Origin of the sequence: Aneurinibacillus uraniidurans (assembly GCF_028471905.1) — a bacterium.
Taxonomy (GTDB): domain Bacteria; phylum Bacillota; class Bacilli; order Aneurinibacillales; family Aneurinibacillaceae; genus Aneurinibacillus; species Aneurinibacillus uraniidurans.
Genome location: NZ_CP116902.1, coordinates 3,153,193 through 3,175,000, shown reverse-complemented (window position 1 = coordinate 3,175,000; position 21,808 = coordinate 3,153,193). Strand labels below are relative to the sequence as shown.

Annotated in this window: 17 protein-coding genes and 8 tRNA genes (1 of these 25 cut by a window edge); 19 read left to right on the top strand and 6 right to left on the bottom strand. The window is 42.8% G+C overall.

What is annotated here, in order from left to right; translation table 11 throughout:
• The 9 genes from PO771_RS15880 to PO771_RS15840 all read left to right on the top strand — a co-directional run.
• A tRNA-Met gene (locus PO771_RS15880) sits at positions 1-60 on the top strand; it begins 16 nt to the left of the window's first position.
• Between the two features lie 7 nt (positions 61-67).
• A tRNA-Pro gene (locus PO771_RS15875) sits at positions 68-141 on the top strand.
• A gap of 20 nt (positions 142-161) precedes the next feature.
• A tRNA-Met gene (locus tag PO771_RS15870) sits at positions 162-238 on the top strand.
• 17 nt (positions 239-255) lie between these two features.
• Positions 256-344 (top strand) — tRNA-Ser (locus PO771_RS15865).
• Positions 345-360: 16 nt separating this feature from the next.
• Positions 361-436: transfer RNA gene (locus tag PO771_RS15860), tRNA-His, on the top strand.
• Positions 437-449: 13 nt separating this feature from the next.
• Positions 450-541, top strand: a tRNA-Ser gene (locus PO771_RS15855).
• A gap of 1 nt (position 542) precedes the next feature.
• A tRNA-Ile gene (locus PO771_RS15850) sits at positions 543-616 on the top strand.
• 13 nt (positions 617-629) lie between these two features.
• Positions 630-712, top strand: a tRNA-Leu gene (locus PO771_RS15845).
• 451 nt (positions 713-1,163) lie between these two features.
• Positions 1,164-1,421: a hypothetical protein gene (locus PO771_RS15840; protein ID WP_272560640.1), complete on the top strand. Its 258-nt coding sequence runs from the start codon at positions 1,164-1,166 to the stop codon at positions 1,419-1,421.
• A 61-nt stretch (positions 1,422-1,482) separates the two neighbouring features.
• Here the strand turns inward: PO771_RS15840 and PO771_RS15835 are convergent, their stop codons facing one another.
• Together PO771_RS15835 and PO771_RS15830 are read right to left on the bottom strand one after the other, a co-directional pair.
• A complete protein-coding gene (locus PO771_RS15835; RefSeq protein ID WP_272560639.1) occupies positions 1,483-3,147 on the bottom strand; it encodes a thiamine pyrophosphate-binding protein in 1,665 nt (554 codons plus the stop codon).
• Positions 3,148-3,153: 6 nt separating this feature from the next.
• Positions 3,154-4,770, bottom strand: a complete 1,617-nt coding sequence (locus tag PO771_RS15830; protein ID WP_272560638.1) for an ATP-binding protein — start codon at positions 4,768-4,770, stop codon at positions 3,154-3,156.
• Positions 4,771-4,986: 216 nt separating this feature from the next.
• On the opposite strand from PO771_RS15830, the gene PO771_RS15825 reads away from it, so the two are divergent.
• Positions 4,987-5,373 (top strand): carboxymuconolactone decarboxylase family protein, encoded by a 387-nt coding sequence (locus PO771_RS15825; RefSeq protein ID WP_272560637.1) that lies wholly within the window; start codon positions 4,987-4,989, stop codon positions 5,371-5,373.
• A gap of 121 nt (positions 5,374-5,494) precedes the next feature.
• Here PO771_RS15825 and PO771_RS15820 read toward each other — a convergent pair whose 3' ends face one another.
• Complete coding sequence (locus PO771_RS15820) at positions 5,495-7,036, bottom strand: FAD-dependent oxidoreductase (RefSeq protein WP_272560636.1); 1,542 nt, start codon at positions 7,034-7,036, stop codon at positions 5,495-5,497.
• Between the two features lie 113 nt (positions 7,037-7,149).
• Between PO771_RS15820 and PO771_RS15815 the strand changes: the two genes are divergently transcribed.
• Together PO771_RS15815 and PO771_RS15810 are read left to right on the top strand one after the other, a co-directional pair.
• Positions 7,150-7,536 (top strand): (deoxy)nucleoside triphosphate pyrophosphohydrolase, encoded by a 387-nt coding sequence (locus PO771_RS15815; protein WP_422664959.1) that lies wholly within the window; start codon positions 7,150-7,152, stop codon positions 7,534-7,536.
• Between the two features lie 54 nt (positions 7,537-7,590).
• Positions 7,591-8,826 carry an aminopeptidase gene (locus tag PO771_RS15810; RefSeq protein ID WP_272560635.1) on the top strand — a complete coding sequence of 412 codons (1,236 nt, stop codon included), beginning with the start codon at positions 7,591-7,593 and terminating at the stop codon, positions 8,824-8,826.
• A gap of 44 nt (positions 8,827-8,870) precedes the next feature.
• Here PO771_RS15810 and ppnP read toward each other — a convergent pair whose 3' ends face one another.
• Positions 8,871-9,185, bottom strand: coding sequence for a pyrimidine/purine nucleoside phosphorylase (gene ppnP / locus PO771_RS15805; RefSeq protein ID WP_096467238.1), 315 nt, complete (start codon positions 9,183-9,185; stop codon positions 8,871-8,873).
• 152 nt (positions 9,186-9,337) lie between these two features.
• On the opposite strand from ppnP, the gene PO771_RS15800 reads away from it, so the two are divergent.
• From PO771_RS15800 to PO771_RS15785, 4 genes are all read left to right on the top strand, one after another.
• A complete protein-coding gene (locus PO771_RS15800) occupies positions 9,338-10,609 on the top strand; it encodes an ATP-binding protein (protein ID WP_272560634.1) in 1,272 nt (423 codons plus the stop codon).
• Positions 10,610-10,790: 181 nt separating this feature from the next.
• Positions 10,791-11,837 (top strand): DctP family TRAP transporter solute-binding subunit, encoded by a 1,047-nt coding sequence (locus PO771_RS15795; protein ID WP_272560633.1) that lies wholly within the window; start codon positions 10,791-10,793, stop codon positions 11,835-11,837.
• 55 nt (positions 11,838-11,892) lie between these two features.
• Entirely contained in the window at positions 11,893-12,411 is a 519-nt protein-coding gene (locus PO771_RS15790) for a TRAP transporter small permease (RefSeq protein WP_272560632.1), read from the top strand.
• Positions 12,392-13,663 (top strand): TRAP transporter large permease, encoded by a 1,272-nt coding sequence (locus tag PO771_RS15785; protein ID WP_272560631.1) that lies wholly within the window; start codon positions 12,392-12,394, stop codon positions 13,661-13,663. Before PO771_RS15790 ends, PO771_RS15785 begins: the two co-directional genes overlap by 20 nt.
• A gap of 53 nt (positions 13,664-13,716) precedes the next feature.
• Here PO771_RS15785 and PO771_RS15780 read toward each other — a convergent pair whose 3' ends face one another.
• Positions 13,717-14,202 (bottom strand): hypothetical protein, encoded by a 486-nt coding sequence (locus tag PO771_RS15780; RefSeq protein WP_272560630.1) that lies wholly within the window; start codon positions 14,200-14,202, stop codon positions 13,717-13,719.
• Between the two features lie 115 nt (positions 14,203-14,317).
• On the opposite strand from PO771_RS15780, the gene PO771_RS15775 reads away from it, so the two are divergent.
• Positions 14,318-16,969 carry an SLC13 family permease gene (locus tag PO771_RS15775; RefSeq protein WP_272560629.1) on the top strand — a complete coding sequence of 884 codons (2,652 nt, stop codon included), beginning with the start codon at positions 14,318-14,320 and terminating at the stop codon, positions 16,967-16,969.
• 52 nt (positions 16,970-17,021) lie between these two features.
• Here the strand turns inward: PO771_RS15775 and PO771_RS15770 are convergent, their stop codons facing one another.
• The gene (locus tag PO771_RS15770) at positions 17,022-18,614 is read right to left on the bottom strand and encodes a SwmB domain-containing protein (RefSeq protein ID WP_272560628.1); all 1,593 of its coding nucleotides are present in this window, start codon (positions 18,612-18,614) and stop codon (positions 17,022-17,024) included.
• Between the two features lie 661 nt (positions 18,615-19,275).
• Here PO771_RS15770 and PO771_RS15765 point away from each other — a divergent pair.
• Both PO771_RS15765 and PO771_RS15760 read left to right on the top strand, forming a co-directional pair.
• The gene (locus tag PO771_RS15765) at positions 19,276-19,944 is read left to right on the top strand and encodes a Crp/Fnr family transcriptional regulator (RefSeq protein WP_272560627.1); all 669 of its coding nucleotides are present in this window, start codon (positions 19,276-19,278) and stop codon (positions 19,942-19,944) included.
• A gap of 16 nt (positions 19,945-19,960) precedes the next feature.
• Complete coding sequence (locus tag PO771_RS15760; RefSeq protein WP_272560626.1) at positions 19,961-21,808, top strand: CHASE2 domain-containing protein; 1,848 nt, start codon at positions 19,961-19,963, stop codon at positions 21,806-21,808.

Sequence of the window (21,808 nt, the reverse complement as noted above, 5' to 3'; positions counted from 1 at the left end):
TGGCAGCTCGTCGGGCTCATAACCCGAAGGTCGCAGGTTCAAGTCCTGCCCCCGCAACCATTTATATCGGGAAGTAGCTCAGCTTGGTAGAGTACCTGGTTTGGGACCAGGGTGTCGCAGGTTCGAATCCTGTCTTCCCGATCATTTTTATATCTAAATATGGCGGTGTAGCTCAGCTGGCTAGAGCGTACGGTTCATACCCGTAAGGTCGGGGGTTCGATCCCCTCCGCCGCTACCATATTTTCTATATATTGCGGAGGGATACCGAAGTGGTCATAACGGGGCGGTCTTGAAAACCGTTAGGGTGCAAGCCCACGCGGGTTCGAATCCTGCTCCCTCCGCCATTATCTTTGTTCTGTGGCGGCCGTGGCGAAGTGGTTAACGCATCGGATTGTGGCTCCGACACTCGTGGGTTCGATTCCCATCGGTCGCCCCATTTTATATATAATGGAGAAGTACCCAAGTGGCTATAAGGGGCTCCCCTGCTAAGGGAGTAGACGGGTTAAACCGTGCGAGGGTTCGAATCCCTCCTTCTCCGCCATGGGCCTATAGCTCAGTTGGTTAGAGCGCACGCCTGATAAGCGTGAGGTCGGCTGTTCGAGTCAGCCTAGGCCCATTATATAGACTTTGCGGTCGTGGTGGAATTGGCAGACACGCTATCTTGAGGGGGTAGTGATCTATGATCGTGCGAGTTCGAGTCTCGCCGACCGCATTATAAAATAAGATAGCCCTGTGTTCTCTAATTGGTAGAGAGCACAGGGCTATTTTGTTAGTTTCTCACTACAATTGTGTATACGTATTACGGAATAAGGAAATAGGTAGAGATACGATACTAGTTGTAAAGGAGGAGCATCATTGTCGGCAACATTTAGTACTTGTATGTACTGTGCGTGTAATGAAGATGGGGTAGCGGTTTATAAATGCTATGAATGTCGAGAAATTTATTGCGGTATATGTGCTGAACACGGATTTTTCAGTACAAAATGTCCGGCATGTGACGGCCGAAATAGCAAAAAATTAGGGTATATAAAAGATAGGCATGGTTGCGAGGAGAGATGTGTAACAGAAGGATAAGCAAAAGGGCATAAAATATGTATAAATTCCTCATACTGACAGAGAGTGTTGCTAACACTGAATCGAAATGTTTGAAGGGGGATTTATGAATGGACAGTCAATCATTACTGGATGCCCAGCAATCGCTAAATAATGCATTTAATGCGGTGAGTCAACTGGAAGGGACACCAAATGCAAAACAAGTAATGAACAGTGCCCGTAACGCAATGGAGCATGCCCATCGTGCGATTGAACAAGTACATGATAATGCGGATCAAAAAGCTGTAAGTGACATGGAGCAACAAATGGAGCAGCTACAAGCTCGGTTTGAATTAGCACAAGATAGCAGTAGTAAGCATGTAAATTAATGCGTACTAAAAAGCTCGCGAGAATCTCCCGCGAGCTTTTTACAAAAAGTACATAGTTTCATTATCCACGGAGTAAAGTCGGAGGAACTTCATGTGGGTCTACCATAATTTCAATAACAGTAGGTCCATTGTGAAGCAAAGCCTGGTGTATAGATGAAGCAATTTCTTCGTTCGTATAGCAACAGAATGCTTTAGCCCCTAGGGATTCCGAAAATTTTTTAATATCTACTCCGGTAGTATATACTGTACCTATTGATTTTCCTAAATGATTAGACATTCCTTTGTCTACCATATCTAATCGATTATTGTTAAATACAATAAAAATTACAGCAATGTTTTCATTAACAGCCGTTGAAATCTCAGTTCCATGCATAAATATAGACCCATCTCCACATAAACATGCAATTGTATCAGTCGGAGAGGCTACCTTTGCTCCTATCGCATAACTTAGTGAATAGCCCATTGTTCCAAATGCAGCATCGAAGAAAAAGGTGCCTGGTTTATAAACATCAAAATTTTGAATGGCATAAAAGGAATGACTTCCTTCGTCACCAAAAACAATCGTATCGACAGGGAGACTGGTACGTAGTGTGCGAACCGCTTCAACAGCCGATATAAAAGGGCTCTCCTGTGATACAGTGGTAGGAAGGGGTGGATGCTCTTTTGTTTCATCTAGTGCAGCGCAGACTTGTTTATATGAATCAATACATAGAGTATGCTGTTCAGATGCTGTAAGCTTCAAAAGCTCGCCCATGTTATGTTTAATATCACCTTGAATAAAGCAAGTAGGAACAGGGAGAGTTTTCTGAATAAAAGTTGGTTCATAATCAAAATGAATGACCTGCTCTGGATACATATCAGCTGTAAATCCAGCCATTGACATGTCGTTTAGTTTGGAGCCGATTACGATTATTAGATCAATTCCGGAACGTAAATATACTTCTGCCTGTTCGGTTCCACCTAGCCCGAAACTGTTTAAAGAGAGTGGATGATTGGTAGGAAAAGTTCCTTTCCCCCCTGGAGTTGTTACAACAGGAATACTCCAATGCTCTGCAAAAGAGCGAATTTCTTCGTAAGCAAGTGCGGAATGAACACCTTTTCCAAGAATCATAACAGGTCTGTGCGATTTTTTTATAATTGGAAGTACGGCATGTATCCCCTCTGAAATAAGAGGAAATTCTTTTCGCTGAGTAGAGACTTCGAACGGCATAATTTCTTCAAGTAACACATCAAGGGGGATAGACAGATGTACAGGTCCCTTTGTTCCTGTAAGAGCTCGTTCTAAAGCATGTTCAAAATATATAGGAAATAAATCTCCTCTTTCAACTCTTGCGCTAAATTTTGTTACGGGTTCAAATAGCGTAACCATATCTGCACCAAAAGGTGTTGAGTCCTGAGCAAGGGCTTTTCCTGTATTTTTCATCGAAGGATGCCCAGTAATGAAAATAACAGGAAGGCAAAAAGCCTTGGCTTGTCCGGCAGCTGTGATAAGGTTTGTACCTCCAGGACCTGATGTGCCGATCGCAACTCCAATAGACTGGTTTTTGAGAGCGTATCCAGAAGCTTGAAAGCCAGCCCCTGATTCGTGCCGAGATAGAATAAACTGAACAGACTGTTTTTCACATTCTATAAGAAGAGGTACAATTGATTTTCCAGGTATTCCAAAAACGTGGGTAACTCCAAGGTTTTTTATATGATGGATGAAAGAGGATGCGATGGTAGTCATACAGTATCATTCCTTTTCGATAGTTTTAGGAAGAATAACAGTAAAAGTTGTACCTTTTCCTTTTTCTGAAAAAACATGCAGAGAACCTTTATGACTTTCGATAATTTGATAGGAAATAGATAGACCTAATCCTAGTCCGTCTTCTTTTGTGGTGAAAAATGGGTTCATAATTTGATTTAATTCAGATTCGGTCATTCCACAGCCATTATCCTGGATCGTGATTGCGACGTTGTGATCACTTGTTTCAGCTATACTAATCAGTATGGATCCACCATCCGACATAGCTTCAATTGAATTCTGAATCAAATTCATAATAACCTGCTTAATTTGCATGGCATCAATGTATAGAAAAATCGGTTCGGTGGGCATGCTGCATTCGATTGTAACGTTACACAATAAAGCATGGCTTTCCATCAGTGTAACGATTTCTATGATTATATTTTGGATATCACACTCCCTTTTCATAGGTGTATCAGGTTTAGCTGCTACTATAAAGTTTGTAACCAGTTTTTTAACACGATCTAGTTCGCTTTGAATAATACTTAAATAATAGATGTGTTTATCATCTTGCTTAAGCGTTTCTTTCAGTAAATGAATGAAACCTGCAATTGAGGTTAAGGGATTTCGTATTTCATGTGCAAAGCCTGCTGCTAGTTTTCCGATTACGGAAAACTTTTCAGAAGTAATAACTTTCTTTTCAAGGTTTTTCATATCGGTTATATCTCTAATTTGACAGTATGCTCCGCTTAACGCACTTTTTTCATCATAAATAGGTAGTGTGTCTAAGAGATAAATTGTTTTTTGCTGTTGTGTGCCTTCTTGAAATTCAATAACAATATCTTCATGAATATGTTCATGTTGTAAAGTATCATACATATACTCTGCAAGAAACTTGATAGCTGTAACAGGAAGTCCTATCAGATCATTTCGTTTACGTTCCGTTATTCTTTCTATGTAATGATTTATATCAATGATATACCCTTCACTATCAGTCAAAATGATTCCATTCTTTGTTTTTTTCATCATGATTTGATTTAACAAGAATAGCTGTTGATTTTTTTTTCGTAAAAGTAGTTCGCGTTCTACAGAATCTACTATAGCTGAAAGCATTCCTAGATAAATATCATTTGCATTTTCTGTATCAGTGAAAATAGTTAATGAGCCTTTTAAATTGTTGAAATTATTATAAGTGAAAGGAATTGTGTAACAGGCAGCATAGCTGAGATGATGATGGTAATGCTCAGAACCGATGACTTTAACAGGATGGTTTTGTCCTAAAGCTAAATTAATCGAATTTGTTCCCATTTCTTCCTCATTAAACTGAATTCCTACACTAACCCCCATTTGTTTTACTAAATGTATAATGGCTTCGTCGCCATACATATCAAGAACAGTTGCATTGTCATCGGTGACAATGAATACAAGAGGTTGTTTTTTTACAAAAAAAAGCATTTTTTTAGCAAAAAAGTTAATAGTCGAAAGAATTTCGTCATACTGTTTCTTTCTTTGTTTAAGATCCATATTGGAGATTATTGAGGGATGAGGAATTCCATGTGGATCGAGACCCATGCTTACACAGTTTTGTTTTGATATTTGTATGTAAAGATTTTCTTGATTAATCATTTTCAAGCTCCTGTTGTGTAAGATTTACTTATAATAAATATTCAATACATTCATGTAATTTCCTGTAAAAAAATGTTCCTGATTATAGTTTTTTATGTAAAACAAGACATTTTTCTTGTTTTTTATCCATTAATCTACAGGTTCGATAGATAGAAATTGAATAAAAAGAGATTTGTGTGTATAATTTTGTAAAAAATGAGATAAGGGAGGCTTCGTATGGAAAGTAGACGCTATCAAGATGGCCTAGCAGTTTTTGAGAAAATGACTGGAAAGGATGGAATAGTCATACTAGAACACATACGTGAGTTATATCCAGACATGGCTCATCTTATCGTTACGAACGCATTTGGTGATATTTATACAAGACCAGGTTTAGATTTAAAGCAAAGAGAAATTGTTACCCTGTCTTCTCTTATTACACAGGGGGCAATGGATCAGCTGCCTGTCCATGTAAGCGCAGCACTCAATGTAGGATTAACTCCAAAAGAAATAGTGGAGATTGTTATCCAATGTACTGTTTATGCTGGATTTCCAAAAGCATTGAGCGCTTTACATATAGTGATGGATGTATGTAAAGAGCATTCTATATGTATAGAAATGTAGCTAGAGTGAAAGAATCTTGCCTCCTCTTTACAGAATAAAGTAAAGAGGTTTCACTAGGGTAAAATCGGACAACCATAAAGGTCGTCCGATTTTGGGTGAAAGTAAGGAATTCATTGCAATGTTATTCTTCTTCCACTTTTTTTAGTGGTTTCTCCGCTGGGCCTTCGATTACATCGCCATCGATCGAAAATCTTGATCCATGGCAAGGGCAGTCCCATGTCCGGTCTCCAGCATTCCATTCTATTTCACACCCCATATGCGTACAGGTCGTATCGACAAGGTGGAGTTTTCCGTCTTGGTCTTTATAAGCCCCTGCTCGTTCGCCGTTCACTGTCACAACGGCCCCTTCATCGTTAGACAATTCTTCTGGTTTTGTAAAGACCATTCCTAGTTTACCGGCCACTAAATGTTTAGCGACATCAGCATTTTGGATGAAGAAGTTTTTAAAGCTTGGGTTAACGGTAAGTCTGTATGGGGAATAAAGCTCAGCATACGGATTCTCCTGCTGCATGATTAAATCTTTAAGAAGTAGTGCAGCAACCGTTCCGTTCGTCATTCCCCATTTTCGGTATCCAGTTGCAACAAAAACACTCTGATTACCGGAAGTAAGCGGCCCGATATACGGAATTTTATCGAGAGTAGTCAAGTCTTGCGTGGACCATCGATATGGAATTTCTTTTATGCCGAATACTTGTTCACCAAAAGCCTGTATCGCTTCATAATGTTTGATCGTGCAGATTCCTTGTCCGGTTTTATGACTTTCGCCGCCTACTAGTACGAGCTTTTCTCCGTTCATCATCGTGTAGCGAAGAGAACGCTTCGGATTTTCTGCGCTTAGATACATGCCACCGGGATAGTCCTGTTTGGTTTTAATTCCGAGTACGTATGATTTTTCGGCATACATCCGTGAGAAGTAAAAACCACTTCCATCATAGAACGGGAAGTGTGAGCAGATGATTGCGTTGTTACACGTAACCGTATGTCCATCTTTGGTGATAACTTTGGTTTGTAATCCTTCTTCAATATTTACAGCTGGCGTGTTTTCATACAGGGAGCCGCCTGCGTCTATGATAAATTGGACAAGTCTGGATAAGTACGCAACGGGATGAAACTGGGCCTGCTTTTTCATGACGATTGCAGCTTTTATTGGAATCGAGAGCGGAATTGATTGTACATATTCACCGTCGATCCCGAGTTCTTGATACGCCGTAAACTCGTCGTGTAACTTGCTTACGTATTCATCGGAGTTTGTATAGATGTAGGCATCTTCCTCAGTCAGGTCACATTCGATTTTATGTTCAGCTACGGTACTTTTTATGAAGTTGAGTGCATGATGATTGGCTTCATAATAAAGGGCAGCCCGTTCTTTCCCGATCGTTTGCATAAACTCATGATAAATGAGATCATGCTGAGCGGTTATTTTCGCGGTAGTATGGCCAGTTGTTCCATTGAGGAGTGTACCTGCGTCGATAATTGCAACTTTTACTCCTTCTTTCGCCAGCAAGTAGGCGGTTGTAATCCCGGAGATTCCACCTCCGATGATTGCGGTCTCTACTTGTATATTGTGATCGAGTTTCGGGAAAGGAGATAGAGTAGTCCCGATTCTCCAATACGGTTCTGGAAACTGTGGTAGCGTAGTTTTTGTTGAATGATTTTCGTTCATCGTGTCCTCCTGAGATGTAGGTTTATTTTATATAAGTTGCCCAATAAATAGGAGTTGATGTACCCTTATTGCAGTTGGCGAACGTGTGGCTTATATAGGTAAGGAGGATTATTATGAAAAAAGTAGATGTAGTTGGAGCCGTACTTGTTAACGAGAACAATGAGATTTTGTGTGCGCTTCGTTCGCAAGCAATGTCATTGCCCGGAATGTGGGAGTTTCCTGGTGGAAAGATTGAAGCGGGAGAAAGTCCGCAAGCTGCGCTAAAGCGAGAAATCAAGGAAGAGCTTGGGATCGAGATTACTGTAGGCGAGATTATTGCCGATGTGACATATGAATACGCAACTGTTATGGTACGGCTGTTAACGTATTATGCGAAAATGATCGATAGCGAAGCGGTGCCGGTTGCTGCGGAACATGAAAAACTGGAATGGCTCGGACGGGATAAGCTTGCGAAGCTGAAATGGGCACCGGCAGATATTCCAACTGTAGAGAGAATCTAGTGAGTAGATTGCAGTCTGACATAACGACGAAACAATTGCATGGGAGGAAAAAGCATGAATTCATTGGAACAAAACTTAGAAAAGTACGCGGCGCTCGCTGTTCATACGGGAGTTTCGGTACAAAAAGGACAGACGCTCGTCATTAATGCTCCGCTATCTGCGGCTGAATTCGTTCGCCAGATTGCATCAAAAGCATACGAAGCGGGAGCTAAGAATGTTCATCTCGAATGGAACGATGAAAACCTGACTCGTATCAAGTATGAAAAAGCTCCGGATGAAGCCTTTACCGAGTTTCCAATGTGGAAAGCAAAAGGGCTGGAAGAGATGGCTGAAGGTGGTGCGGCGTTTCTCACTATTTACGCCCCAAATCCAGAACTGCTCAAAGGCATCGATCCAGCTCGTATCTCGGCTTCGAATAAAGCGAGTGCAATGGCGCTGGAGAAATACCGGAGCTATCTAATGGCAGATAAGGCATGCTGGTGCCTAATCTCGATTCCAACCGAAGCTTGGGCGGCAAAAGTGTTCCCCGATTTGGATACGGAGCAGGCGATGGAAAAGTTGTGGGATGTAATATTCCAGGTGACGCGTGTACATACAGACGATCCGATCGAGACGTGGAGCCAGCATAATGCCAGCCTGGAGAAATGGGTCACGTATTTGAATGACAAACGGTATAAGCAGCTGATCTACGAAGCGCCGGGCACGAACCTGACAATTGATCTAGTCGAAAATCATATCTGGGTCGGCGGAGGAGCTGTGAGTCAGGACGGAGTACGGTTCAATCCGAACATGCCGACTGAGGAAGTATTTACGATGCCGCATAAAGATGGGGTAAATGGCACGGTCCGCAGTACGAAGCCGCTGAATTATGCCGGTAATGTGATTGATAATTTTACACTGACGTTTGAAAAAGGAAAAGTAGTCGCGTATACAGCCGAAACCGGATATGACACACTGAAGCACCTATTAGAGACAGATGAAGGTGCCCTGCGGCTCGGGGAAGTTGCACTTGTACCACATGACTCGCCGATTTCGAATTCGAATCTGATTTTTTATAACACGCTGTTTGATGAAAATGCGTCTTGTCATCTAGCTATCGGAAGCGCTTATCCAACTAATGTACAGAATGGGGCGAAGCTGTCGGAAGACGAGTTGAAGGAGCTTGGCGCGAATAAAAGTCTTGTGCATGTCGATTTTATGATCGGTTCAGCTGCGCTCAATATTGATGGTGTGAAAGCCGATGGAAAGCGGGAAGCGATTTTCCGTAACGGAAACTGGGCGGTGGAATAAAGAAAAAGAGGAAGCCGATAGAACGTTGGCTTCCTCTTTTTCATTTACTCTGCTAAGTATGAGCAGCAGTAATCAACAACAGTATGTACTTTCAGTTGAAAGCTTTCGTTAGCAGGGACATAAAATACGCCGCTTCCGTCAATCGTTTGCCAATCCTGACCGTTTAGTTTATATTCGAGTTTCCCTGCTGTGATGTCCATTTCTTCTTTAAGTGAAGTAGAAAACTCATACTCTCCCGGCATCATAATGCCCAGTGTTTTTTTCGTGCCGTCTGCAAACAGAACGTTTCGGCTTGTCACTTTCCCGTCAAAATAAATGTTTGCTTCTTTTGCGATACGCACGTTTTCAAAAGTCGTCATCTAATTTTCTCCCTTTCTTTCCAGGTTATCCTCAGTATCATATCATACATATAGTGAAAAAATGACATGTCCTTGTAATGAAATGATCGTTATAATGGAAAGCAGATTATACTTTTGTAAATTTACATATATGAGGGTTAGGTATGTCTGACATGAATAGATCTTATGTTGCAGCCTGCCGGGAACGCTGCATACAAAGAGGGCTTGATCCGGAGATAATCCCTGTACCGAACGTACTTGCAGTTAACGATCTGACAGAGCGGAAAGAGCGGTACCATGACATATTGGAAATGACGAATTTTTTTGCAAATAAACTTCTGTTCTTTGGGAAGTATCCGGTGGTGCTTTGTGTCACAGACGGGCAGGCTGTCATTTTAGATATGTACGGGGATGAAGGGATTTTACAATCAGTGCAACATATGGGGCTAGTGCTAGGTGCTGTATATCGAGAACAAGAGATGGGGATTAATACGGTATCCTTAGCGCTCGAACATAACAAGCCGATAAAAGTTCTCGGAAATGAGCATTATCATACATATCTTGCTGAGTCTGCTTGTTACTCTGTTCCTTTTTGTTATGAGGGAAGAGGTGGTATTACCGGAACACTGTCTATTTTGACAACGCTTGAAAATGCCACGGATATGTATCTGGGGGGGCTGCTAGCTGTTGTGGAATCAGTTGGACGTGAGTTGTTGCTTCGCAAACAAAATCAGAAGTTGTGTATGCTGAATCAAATTTTGGAGGAGCAAATCATTGTCTCTGAGAAATTTTCAGCGGTTGGAAAGCTAGCGGCCGGATTCGCACATGAAATTCGCAATCCACTTACATCGATTTCAGGGTTTATCCAGCTGCTACAAGAAAAAGAGACAGTCGACTATAAGGATATACAGTACTTTGAAATTATTCGCAGCGAACTTGCGCGTATTAATAAACTCGTGACTGATTTTGTAGGAGTGGCCAAACCGGAAGTCTCAACGGTACGACAGAAGCATGATCTAAAAAATGTGCTTGGTGAAATGGTTGTTTTCATGCAAAGTCAGGCGTTATTGTGCAAGGTAGAAATTGTGTATCAAGCACCAGATACTTCTGTTTTTCTGGAATGTAATGACATGCAAATTAAGCAGGTCATGTTGAATTTGATACAAAATGCAATAGAAGCGATGCCGGACGGCGGACAAATTATTGTAGCACTGTCAGAAGAGGAGACCGGTTTTGTATCCATTCGGGTACAAGACGAGGGGGGAGGAATGACCGAAGAGAAAAAGAAAAAGGTGTTACAACCATTTTTTACAACAAAAGAAAACGGTTGTGGGCTTGGCTTGTCGGTTTGTCTCCGTATTATTGAAAATCATCAAGGACAAATTGAAATTGACTCACAAAAAGGAAAAGGAACAACATTTCATATCAAACTTCCGAAAGGATAAGCACCGCTATGTAAAAACAGCGGTGCTTTCTATTTGCTTATACTGTAAAGCGTGAACTAAATGAACAAAATATAAACAAAATGTACAAAAATTGTATCTTTATATTTCTGAAAATAAAATAAACCATGAAAATTATGTATTTTTCAAAAAGAAATGTAAAGAGGAAAAAGGGGGAAAACAAATGAAAAAAGTGATGGCAGCACTGATCACACTGGTGATGGTTACGCTATTAGCTGCATGTGGTGGCGGTGGCGGCCAAAGTAAGCCGGCCGACACCAAAGAAAAAGCTAGTGGAGACCAAAAAGATCAAATCATTATTAAATTCTCGCATGTAACGTCTAAAGATAGTGTGAAAGGAAAAGCAGCTGATAAATTCGCTGAGCTGGCTGCAGCGAAAACGGGCGGTAAAGTAAAAGTTGAAGTATATCCGTCCTCTCAGTTATACGGAGATAAAGATGAACTGGACGCACTTGTGGCGGGCAATGTGCAGATGATTGCCCCGTCGGTTACGAAAATGGTGAAGCTTGATCCGCGCTGGCAGTATGTGGACATGCCGTTCCTGTTTAGAGACCGGAATCATGCACTTGCATTCTTCAAGAGTGATCTTGCGAAAAAATTGCTGAACGGTGATAAGCTCGTAAGCAATGATATTGTCGGTCTGGCATTTTGGGAAAACGGTTTCAAAAACTTCTCGAACAACAAAAAGCCGCTGAAAACAGCTGCCGACTTCCAAGGACTGAAATTCCGTGCGCAGGCAGGTAAAGTGCTAGAAGGTCAGTTCAAAGCACTTGGCGCTGGCTCTGCTACGATTCCGTTCGGTGAAACGTATGCCGCTCTTCAGCAGGGTACAGTAGACGGGCAGGAAAATACATTCAATAACATCGACACACAGAAATATCAGGAAGTACAAAAATACCTGACTGTAAGTAATCATGGTCGTCTTGATTATGCTATCTTCGTGAACAAAACATTCTGGGATGGTATGCCGCAAGATGTTCGCACAAAAGTAGAAGAAGCACTGAAAGAAGCGACAGAATACGAATGGCAGCTTGCAAGCCAAGATAATGACAAGAGCTTTGAAAATCTTAAAAAGTCTGGCAAGATGCAGATTACAGAGTTGACAGCTGCGGAACGTGCGGAACTTGAGAAGGCGCTCCAGCCGGTGTATGGCGAGTTCAAATCTATCATTACACCTGAGCTGATTGACGGCATCAAAAATATGAAGTAATGCAGCGGAGGGCACTACTCAAGTAGTGCCCTTTTTTTAGAAAGGGGGAACAAATGTGAAAGGATTGAAAAAAGCCTGGGATCTGCTTGAAGATATTTTGGCGGGCTCCTTTTTGTCTGTCGGAATTGCCCTTATCTTTTATGGAGTTATTATGCGCTATGTGTTCAATGAACCTAAAGCATGGGTCGAAGAAGTGGTGAACTATACAATCGTCTGGGGTGCACTTCTCGGTGTGCCGATCGCGCTGCGCGGCAACCATCACATTCAGGTAGATATGCTGTATGATAAACTTCCGCCAGCTGGCAAACGTCTTCTGGATATTTTCTCAAGCGCAATGGGTGTGCTATTTTGTATTTTTTTTACATACTACGGGTATTTACTTGTAGCCAAGCGGTATACATCTGGCATGGTATCGATGGATGTAGGGATTCCCATGTGGCTTGTCTATTTAATTCTGCCGATTAGCGGCGTTATGTTTTTGCTGCGCTTTATTGAGCGGCTTGTACAGTCTCTGATGAGAAATTCGGATGTGGTCAGTGGAAAGGAGGAGCAGAATGACACTCACTTTGTTTAGTATTTTCATCGTGCTGATGATTTTGCGTGTACCGATTGCCATCAGTCTCTCGCTTTCTACGATTTTTGTGCTACTGCAGTCAAATTTCAATATGAATATGGTGCCGCAGCGGATGTTCTCCGCGCTCGACTCGTTCCCGCTTATGGCCATCCCAGGATTCGTACTAGCTGGTGTGATTCTGGCTCGTGGTGGGATTTCCAAGTATTTGATTGAATCGCTCCGCACATGGGTTGGTCATCTGCCGGGTGGCCTATCTGTGGTAACGGTTCTTGCTTGCATGATATTTGCGGCGATCTCTGGTTCGAGCCCAGCCACGGCAGCAGCAATTGGCTCGATCATGATCCCGGCAATGGTGAGTGCAGGATACGATAAAAAGTATGCGATGGGTCTCGTGGCAGCGTCCGGTACACTCGGCATTCTTATTCCGCCAAGCATTCCACTTATTATATACGGGATTACAGCGGAGGAATCGATTGGTAAGCTGTTTATGGCCGGTGTTATTCCTGGTTTATTGCTTGGTGGTGTACTCATTGTTTCAGCGATTTATTATGCCCGCAAGTATGGATATGGTAAAGATGAGAAAGCATCTATGGAAGTTCGGATGAAATCTACCATTAAAGCGCTTTGGGGTGGATTCTTGCCTATTCTTATTCTTGGGAGTATTTATACCGGGATCGCTACACCAACGGAATCAGCTGTTATCGCGGTTGTATATGGTTTGATTGTTTCGGTTGTCATCTACCGAGAGATGGGACTTAAAGATGTGCGTCCGATCTTAGTTGAGACGATAAGCATTACGTCCATGATCTTTTTGATCATGGCTGCAGCGAGTTTGTTTGGCTTGTATTTGACAAATGAACAGGTGCCGCAGGGGGTAGGTGCGTGGATTGCGGAAAGTAATATGAATAAGTGGGTATTCTTTATTATCGTAAATGTCTTGTTCTTTATTATGGGAACGTTCCTGGAAGCTGTATCCATCATTCTAATTACGCTGCCGATCTTACTGCCGATCCTGAAGCATCTGAACATTGACCTGATCCACTTCGCGATTGTCATGACGGTAAATATGGAGTTGGCGATGATTACACCACCTGTGGGCCTGAACTTGTTCGTAGTGGGTGGAATTGCTAAAGAGAAGCTCGAAGTAGTGGTGCGTGGAGTTGCTCCGTTTATCGTTCTGTTTATTCTCGTGCTTGCTTTCCTTGTGCTGGTACCACAAATTTCACTGTGGCTGCCGACGATGATGCAGTAGGCTTATACAAAAATAGATTGCTGGCCGCATATAGCCAGCAATCTATTTTTATTTTAGGGGATAAATTGTTCTTGGATTTTTGTAATGGTATTTCCTTGTAATGTAAGCCAATAAGGCACGTCTGTAACAATATAGCTCTTTGAGGAGGTAGATAATGCTTTAAAAGAAGCTGGTGTGTATTTGTTATACATATCTACAGGGGAGTCGTATGTAAAATGCAGTTTTTGTACATAAATCGGAACATTTTTGCTGAGTTGGAATGTTCGCAGCTGCGGGTTTACATTACGGATGTAATAATCATCTACTGGATAGCATTCTTCATCCATATCATTGCATTCCCCGGCTTCTCGCATCGCACGTGCTGCTGCTTCTCCGCGCAGAAAATCAACGTAATCGACGGTTATATATGTTTTCCCCTGTTTAGTGTATACTTTTTTAATAAAGGCAGCCTGCTTCGTTTCTTTGGCTGGAGCAGCTGATAGCGAGCTCGAAAACAGCACAAGAAAAAGAATGAGAACTCCTCCTACTTTTTTCAGCATTTCACTTCTCTCCATTCCATGAAAGTTTGATCTCCTTACTCCATATTCTAGTAATCTGATTCATGATATAGTACAGCTATCATAGAAAAAAGTGCGAGGTGAGAGATAAAGAGCGATGTTATTACAAAATGTAGCGATGTTTGAAGGGCTTTCTACTGTCGAACAGGCTCGTCTGTTCGGAAGTATGGAAAAAATAACAGTAGAAGCAGGTACGGTTATTTTCAACATTGGGGATGCCGGAGATGCGATGTATATTATTAATCGTGGTGAAGTAGAGTTATTTGCCAGTACCGAAGAAGGCGAGCGGCATCTGCTTACGATTTTGAAAGAAGGAGAAGTATTTGGTGAGATGGCGCTGTTAACGGGGAATCCTCGTTCTGCATCGGCGATTGCTGCAAGTACGGTTGATCTCTTCAAAATGGGCACGGACACATTCAGTCAGTTAATTCTCGAAAACAATACGATTTCCACCTACCTCTCCAGACTGTTATGTCAGCGGCTGGCGCAGACGAACAGCAGTCTGCAGCGCTCCAAAGACTCGCAGGTGAAACAGGTTCTTGAAGAACTATCTACGCTACCCGAACTTCTGCAGAATACCATTCTTATGCTCTCCTTGTTGCCAGGAGTTTCCCCTTCATTTCTTACCGATTACTTCAAGCAAGATGCAGCCATTCAGCAAATCTATCAATATAAATCCATCTATAAAGAGTTACTCGTTCATGAATACGAAGCGGGAGTCGAATGGTTTTATGTCGATCCTGCTGCTCGATTGGTCCTTAGGGATATGTACGCTTCCCGATTTGGAAGTAGCCAGAAGGAAGGCGTGCTAGATGCAGCCGCTGCGTATTTTCTTGCCCAGAAGCAGTTTCGGTATGCAGTGCAGACGTACATCCAGAATGAAGAATGGGAGAAGGCGTGCGCTGTTGTTGAGGGAGAGGTTGATTGGGATACTCTTAGTGTGGAGGAAAAAGAGGCGAGTGGATTGTTGTTTGCCACCTGCCCAAAAGATGTACTGTTCTGTCATGAAACGGTTCTTTTTCTCCTGCTCGAAGCACAGACTCGGAGTAATCCGGCTGCTGGTTTTTCACTCGTAGAAGACGCACTGGAAAATATTCACCTGTACTTTTCTGATCAGCAGGCGACCCGGTTGTATGAATATGCGGCAGCATTTAGCAAAAAGCTTGGCTACCAGCAAAAAGCGCTGGAATATCTCAACATGGCATACAGCTTTGCTTCCGAATTGACCGAGTCTTCTTCGCGTCGACAGAAGACAAATCAAGGGGAAGGACAAGATCGGGAATATGCATTATCCAAGCTTAATTTTGAGAATATGTGGCGTCTTGCACGAGCGGAAAAAGCGGGACAGCTGTTTAATAAAAATGGTTTGAGTATTCTTTTTACCATCTTGTTCAGCTGTTTATGCCTCGGGTATTTCAGTCAGGCAGAGCCGTTTCCGGGGCTATCGCATAAAGGGATGTTGTTCGTTGGTTTGTCTTTGACTGCGATGGCGTTCTGGATTGTGAATGTGATTCCTGATTATATTGTAGCGCTCCTTTTAGCCATGTCATGGTCGCTTACCGGGCTGGTAGAGATGGATACGGTATTGTCCGGCTTCAGTAACCCTGTCTGGTTATATATGATGGGCATTTTAGCACTTGGTGCGGCGATTTCGCATTCAGGCCTTCTTTACCGTCTATCTTTACATATGCTGAAGTTATTTCCGAAAAGCTACCGAGGGCAGATGGTTGGCTTGATGGTAAGCGGGATTGTATTTAATCCACTGCTCCCGTCGTCTTCTGCGAAAGTTGTGCTCGCAAGTCCGATTGCCCTAAGCATTAGTGAAGCGATGGGGTTTGCTAATCGCTCGAAGGGTTCGGCGGGACTTGGGTTGACGGCCATGGTGTCGTATGGCTATTTATCTCCCTTTTTCCTTACGGCATCAAGTTTGAATGTACTGGCGATGGGGCTGATTCCGCATCTATCGGTATCATGGGGACAGTGGTTCTGGTATGCGCTTCCGGCGTTTCTTGTGTTTACGGTTGGGATGTTTATGGCGAATCTTTTTTTGTTCCGACCAGGATCGGAAGAGAAAGCGATGTCGGCAGCGATGCTAGATGAGCAGCTTACCATTCTTGGCAGTTTGACGAAGGAAGAGAAAATTACACTTTGGACGATGACGGGAACGATTGGAATGCTGATGCTCGAATCGTTGCATCACATCGAAAGCGTCTGGATTATGCTCACTGGTTTTTCTGTTCTTGTGATAACGGGAGTGCTGGACAGCCGTACGTTGAAAAGTGGAATTGATTGGCCGTTCATGCTGTTTAATGGGGTAGCACTTGCGTTTGCGACTGTGGCTTTCAAGCTTGGAGTGGTGAAGTGGCTTACTGGCTTGTTTGCGCATTTCTTGGAACCATTTACTGGTTCGCCGTATTTGTTTATTCCGGCGGTTGCGGTGACGGTGTTTCTTGTGACGTTTATCGTTCGGGACGATCCAGCCGTGATTTTGCTTGTGATCTCGCTTGCTCCGTTGTGTGAGCAAGTAGGAATTCATCCGTGGCTGCTTTTGTTTGTTATTTTGTTGACGTCTGATCCGTTCTTTTTTACGTATCAGTCACCTTCCTATTTGCTTGCGTATTATAGTACGGAGGAGCGGGCGTTTAGCCATAGGCAGGGGCAAAAGGTGGCGATATGCTATGCTTTGTTTGCAGTGCTGGCGGTGGTCGTGTCGATTCCGTTCTGGCAGTGGATTGGGTTGATTCGATAGAAATAGAAAAAGGAAGCTGGTATGAATCAGCTTCCTTTTTTGTATTTTACGATTAGGTTGGCTTTTTCGGGGAGATGAATTGCATGAGATATACAACGTCGTCATTATTGATTACGCCATCCATGTTGAAGTCTTCTGCGGGATTCGTTCGCAGGAATTTGATGATAGTACCGAGCGTAATCCCGGTATGAGTAGGGTCCAGCCGGTTTCGGAGGCCCTCCTTATAGTCGGCTTCGGATATGACTTTAACATCAATGGATGCTGTTTTTCCCCGGTAAGATACCTTAATGGTGGTCTGTCCTTCCGTGATGGCAGTAATAACGCCTTTATCTGCGGTGGCACAATTCGAATTTGTCGATTCATAGGAGGCAACTGGCGCAATGTTGGTCTTTGGTGGGTATTGATCGTAGGTCGTCCGTACACTTAAATGATATTTCACCCCGACCGGAAGAGTCACAGGAGAATTCATTATTTCAATAGATTGAATAGATTGAGGGTCGAGAGTCTGGTTATATGCAAGTTCCCCTGAAAACAGAAGCAGAGGATTTCCGGCAAGGTCTACAATTCTATTTTCGTCAATGTAATCCAGGTAAAGCCTCCCCCGTTCCTCGTAGTCTATATAATCATCCAGCACGAGAATAAGTTTATTATAGTTATTATGGTCATTAGGGTTATTAGGGTTATCACGGTCATAATTTGAAATACGGCAGCCTATAACTCCGATATTACGTGGGGGTGAGCCTGTTGTATGGAGGATAAAGGCTCCGGCGAGAGAATCACCTGAGGAATTGAGCTTAATAGGCTCTGACATCCTAATTGTCACTTCATTTTCCGACACGAGGATCCCTTCCATCATCACTTCAGGAGGGGTCAGATCAACGACCTCCTGTGCAAGAAGAGAAATATTCCCTGCCTTATTCCCGCTATTATCCTGCAAAGGGTGATCCACTGCTGCTTTGTACGTCAAATCTACTTTGTCTCCAAACACTATAGCTCCTCTATCTAGCATCAGTCTAACCATACCGCCACGAATCCTAGCGTAACTTACGGTTTGTGGTTTTCCGTTTACTGTTACTTTGTAATCATCTGAATCAATTTCATTAGGATTCAAAGTTTCGTTATAGAACAGTTTAATATCATCTGTACTTATAATGGAGCGAATACGCTCTGGAGGTGTTGTATCGGAAGAATTATCGGTGATAGGGTACGGATCATTTAAGGAAATATCTTTATTACCGGCTAGATCGTACACATGTCTATCTGGGTCATTACTATATTGAATAGTAGCGTCTGCATTGTCGATGGAGCTTCTAAGTGTAAGGGTGACTGTATTTCCTTCAAATGTAATGTCGTCTACTGTAACATCAGTATTAGAGGTACGATTATGGATGATGTAATCAGGGAGAGTTGATGGGGAATCCGGTGGCAAATCCGGTGAGGAATCCGGTGGTTGTATTACTTCATCATACGTTAATACGAGCGTATCACCACTTGACAGTGCACTTTGAATGAGGGGAGGAGTGGTATCTGCAGCGGCCTGTGCCTGTGCCGGGTGTGTTCCTATAGGTGTAACGGTGAAGAGTGAAGTCAGCAGAGCCATAGCCGCCATTGCTCGGGCAGTCGCCTTCTTTTTTTGATTTTTCATTCTTACTAGTCCTTTCTATAATAGAGTACGAATCAGAAAAGGGCTGATGCAAACGTAGCTTCTTTTTCTGCGTCGTATAGTACTATAATTGTTTTAATATTATAATTAATCGGTAATGCATACTTGTTTTTTAGGGAGAGAAAGTAAAAGGCAGGGTGATCTCCTACGGATAGTAGATTATGCGATTCAGACTGGATTGTACAAAGAGGCGAAAGATGTCTTATTGATGCGCAAATCTGAATATTTTTTTGATGGAACTTTTGGTACAGCAGGGGCAGGGACGGATGGCTAGGAGAGTGGTTCAACGTACAAAATTACTTTCTCCACGATCCATCGAGATTCCTGCTACTATTCAAAATTTAGGCAACACAGAAGATGGAGGGGAAGAAAGAGCGGAAATAGACTATTTTTATGATATGTCAATATAGAAGAAAAATTATGCCGTAATCAACGGCTTCTAGCTTTCATAGTACAGGAGAAGCTAGATAATGTAAACGGAGAACATGATTCCAGATAAAAATAAACTGTTTAGTAGGAATAAAGAACTAATTTATGTCAGTTAGACATTGCCTACTGGTTTTTGTTTCTTGTAAAACGTTTTGTCTCTTGGTAGAATTTCTGTAGTTTAATGGAATCAAAATTGTAGTAAAGGAGGAAAATGATGAATATATTTGGGAGGTTGAGATCCGTCCCACTGTTTGAACATTTAACAGATGAACAGCTGCAAGAACTAGAAAAAATCGTCGTTTCACAAAAACTCCAGCCGGGATTTATCTTGTTCCGCGAAGGCGATAACGGCAGCACGTTCTACATTATCGCAGCAGGTTCAGCTAAGATTTACACCGAAAAAGATGGGAAAGAAAAAATCATTACGATTTTTAGAGCAGGCGATAGCTTCGGAGAGCTGGCCCTGCTTGACGGGGAGAATCGCTCCGCTTCCGTACAAATCCTCGAACCCTCTGTACTGCTCTCCATCTCTCACAACGATTTCTTCCGCTTCCTCGAAGGCAACTTTTCATTTACCCGACAAATTCTTAAACAGCTTTCCTCACGAATCCGCAAGGCAAACAAAGAAATTACAGATATGGTATTCCTCGATGTAGAAACACGTGTACTTAAAGTGCTGGCTGATCTTGCTATAAAACATGGAACTCGCGAGAATAATCTTGTCAGAATTGACATAAAAATCGGACTCCATGAAATTGGTAAACTAGTCGGCATTTCACAACAGGTTGTAAATGGTGTCCTTACACACTTGCATCGAAGGGGAATTATTAGGTTTGAAGGTCACTCCATCTATATGGATGCGTCCAAGCTTATAAAAAAATAAGGGAAAAGGGGGAGCTATGGAATCAATAAAGCGCTTATTCTCATACTTCTGGGTGAAATTGTTTCTCATCGGCAGTGTGATCACTCTTCTGGTAGGTTATATGTACCAGCTGTCAACTTTGTACGTTCTAGAGAATAATTTTACAGATCGAGTCGTACAAAGTGAGCGTGAGGTTGACAATCGGATTATGATCATTGGAATCGATGAAAAAAGTTTGGCTGCGCTCGGAAAATGGCCGTGGCCGCGTGCGTATCATGCCGAGATTATGCGTAAGGTAGCGGAAGGTGGAGCGAAGGCGGTCTGGCTGGATGCCATTCTATCAGAGCCGAGCCATGATCAAGATGATAATGCAGCAATTGCTGAAGTGGCGGCCAAGTATCCAAATGTGGTGTTCTCAACAAATTACGAGTTTCCACGTGTCCAGTCCGGGAAGGGAAAGTTGGAATATGACCGGGTGAATATGCCATTCTTTCCGGTGCGACCCGAACAGCTTGCCCATATTAATGTACTTCCCGACCGAGACAATAAGATAAGGACCGGAATTCTTGGCTTGCCTCATAAAGAACTGGGTATGGTTCCATCTGTTGGGGTTCGTCTGGTCAATTATCTTCTTCCAGAGAAAGAGAAAATCAAACAAGAGAAAGATGGAACCTGGTATCGAGGAAGTAAGAAGATTTCGGTGAACGATCGCCAGGAAGTATATTTTTCGTTTGCACAGCGGCCAGGTTCAGAGACTGGTTTTGATGTGCTTTCGTATGAAGATGTGATAAATGGAACCGTGCCGCCTGAAACATTTAAAAATGCAGTTGTGTTAATTGGCCCATATGCGACTGGCTTGCAGGATCAATATTTTACACCTATGAGTAAAAGTCTATCGATGTATGGGGTTGAGATTCACGCGAATTTCATTCAAAGTCTGCTGGATAACAAGTTGTACAGCCCGCTGTCGAAAACAGCTGGATGGATCTTGATTGCTTGTATGGCATTTGGTACGTATGCACTGACGAATCGTTTCAAGGGGATTCGTGGTCTGTTTTTGTTCATCGGTCTGTTGGTTTTGTATACACTAGCGCTTATTATCAGTTTTAACTACGGAATTCTACTTCCGTATGTATACGTTTTGCTTGCGATCATTGCAGTTTATATATATTCCGTCATCGATCATTATCTGATGGAGCGTCAGCAGCGCAACCGTATAACATCGTTATTCGTTCGCTACGTATCTAAGTCGATTGTTGATGATATTCTTAGCAAAAAGGAAGAAGTGCAGCTCGGCGGTGTACGCCGCGATGTTACATTGATTTTTGTCGATATTCGCGGATTTACTCCGCTGTCGGAGAAGCTTGAGCCAGAGCAAGTCGTTGAAGTGCTTAATGAATATCTGGATTTATGTACACGGTCGATTTTTCAATACAATGGCACGCTTGATAAATTTATCGGGGACGGCGTGATGGGCATCTTCGGCGCACCGATCCAGACGGACAATCATGCGGAGCTTGCGATACGTGCGGCTCTTGAAATGCGTAAAGGATCAGCCGAGCTGACTGAACGATTGCGGCAGCAGATCGGACATACGGTACAGTTCGGGATTGGGATCAACTCAGGTGACGCCGTTATCGGAAACATCGGCTCCAAAAGTCGACTTGACTATACAGCGATTGGCGACACGGTGAACCTGGCTGCACGCCTTGAATCGAACGCGAAGCCAGGCAAGATTCTGATTAGTGAAAATACGAGAGCGCGTGTAGAGCCGTATTTTGTCATTGAGGAAATTGGTGAAATCAAAGTAAAAGGAAAAGAGCATCCGGTTATGGTGTATGAAGTAATCGGGGAGAAGCAGGAAGATAAGCAAAAGGAGGCGTAG